This window comes from Pseudomonas sp. IT-347P (genome assembly GCF_949768005.1).
In the GTDB taxonomy this organism is placed as follows: Bacteria; Pseudomonadota; Gammaproteobacteria; order Pseudomonadales; family Pseudomonadaceae; genus Aquipseudomonas.
In genome coordinates this window covers 1-1592 of record NZ_CATKPQ010000020.1, presented here as the reverse complement: position 1 = coordinate 1592, position 1592 = coordinate 1, and the positions used below count along the sequence as shown (strand labels likewise).

The following is a 1592-nucleotide window of genomic DNA, read 5'->3' as shown; positions in this document are numbered from 1 at the left end:
ACCTGCGGCTGTCGAGAACAATCAGCTGCGCTACAGCCTCGACGATCACCTCGGCTCGTGCACGCTGGAACTGGATCAGAACGCGCACATGATCAGTCACGAAGGCTATTACCCGTTCGGTGCGACGGCGTGGATGGTGGAAAAACCGGAGACCGGGATCAGCTACAAATTCATCCGTTATTCGGGCAAGGAGATGGATGTCAGCGGGTTGTATTACTACGGCGAACGCTATTACGCGCCGTGGTTGCAGCGCTGGATCAGTCCTGATCCGGCGGGGTCCGTGGACGGGCTGAATCTATATGTATTTGTGGGTAACAACCCAATGCGTTATGTCGATCCTGACGGCAACACGCGGGCTGAAGCCGTGATCATGATGACGTCGCAGTTTCAGTCAGCCGTCAATGAACATGCCCTGCAAGTCATGAACCAGCTGCATAACATTCTTCACCCGCAAGGTTTTGCAAAAACCATGATACTGAACACTGTTGCCGAAGGAGCCATCTGGTTTGCCTCCACCAACCAAGGCGGGGACCTGGGTTCCGGGTTTGTCGAGCCTTTAGTTCCTGCGTTGCTTGACGGGATGGATTTTGTGACAACCAGCGGAATGGTCGGAGGGGCTGCGGGCGGCGATGTGAGCGCCGCGATGATCGCTCCGGTAGCCGAAGGTGTCGGACTCGGTTTCGGTCCGTTAATACCTCAAACTTCAACAATGTCAGTCAGCGCAATTGACGAGCGCCTGGGCGTCACCGAGGCCGTCAAGGAGATCCATTCATGGACGGACGTGAACGAGCAATTGATCAACCCGGCAATCATTTCAGCGCCCGACTTCCTGGTGAACAGAGTCATCGGTTCATGGTTATCAATCGTCCCGCACTTCCTCACACTCTTTACCCGGGCCATTGAAGCTGAGGACATCAAGAACCGCCTGGATCCGGTGAAGATTGAAAAAATCGAAACAATGCTGGCCGATTGGAAAACAGCAGTCCAACAGCGTGCCGCCTGGGCCGAAAACGCATTTGACGCAGCAGGAACAGACGTTATTTATCCCGCCAATGTACTGCCCAACGTCAACCACATGACTTCCGCGCAAACCCTCGCGCCGATCAGTCGCTCGGCCATGCGCGTGCAGACCCGTACCACGCTGAACAACATTTCACGCAATCAGGCGATGGTTGCCAAGTACAAAGAGATGGGTACTACGGACAATCAGTATTTGCTGAGGAAAACACGCACCGCCACAAAGAGGGCTGGTTGAAATGGCCGGGGATCGAAGTGTCAGGTCCATGCATTGGCATACTCCAACGCTCTCGGCCAACGATGGCCGAGGCCTGCCGGTGCGCCAGGTGGCCTACCTGCGCAGCACCGGTGAAGTCACCTCGCTCGTGAACCGTCAGCAGCATGATGCGGCCGGGCATTTGGTATCACAGTTCGACCCGCGCCTGTCCATACCCTGCCTGACAACGATTTACCGTCTCGACGGCGAAGCATTGAAAACCGACAGCGTCGACGCCGGCTGGCGCCTGCATTTACCAGGTCTGGCCGGCGAGCCGCTGCAACGCTGGGGCGAGGGCGACAACCATTGGCGCACGACC

General features: G+C 56.7%; 1 protein-coding gene and 1 pseudogene. Both read left to right on the top strand.

The window, feature by feature from the left end:
* The coding region (locus tag ACM6IV_RS08850; RefSeq protein ID WP_414869631.1) for an RHS repeat-associated core domain-containing protein at positions 1-1255 on the top strand (1255 nt) is incomplete at its 5' end.
* Between the two features lie 28 nt (positions 1256-1283).
* Positions 1284-1592 (top strand): annotated as a pseudogene (locus tag ACM6IV_RS08845) (toxin); the annotation flags it as partial.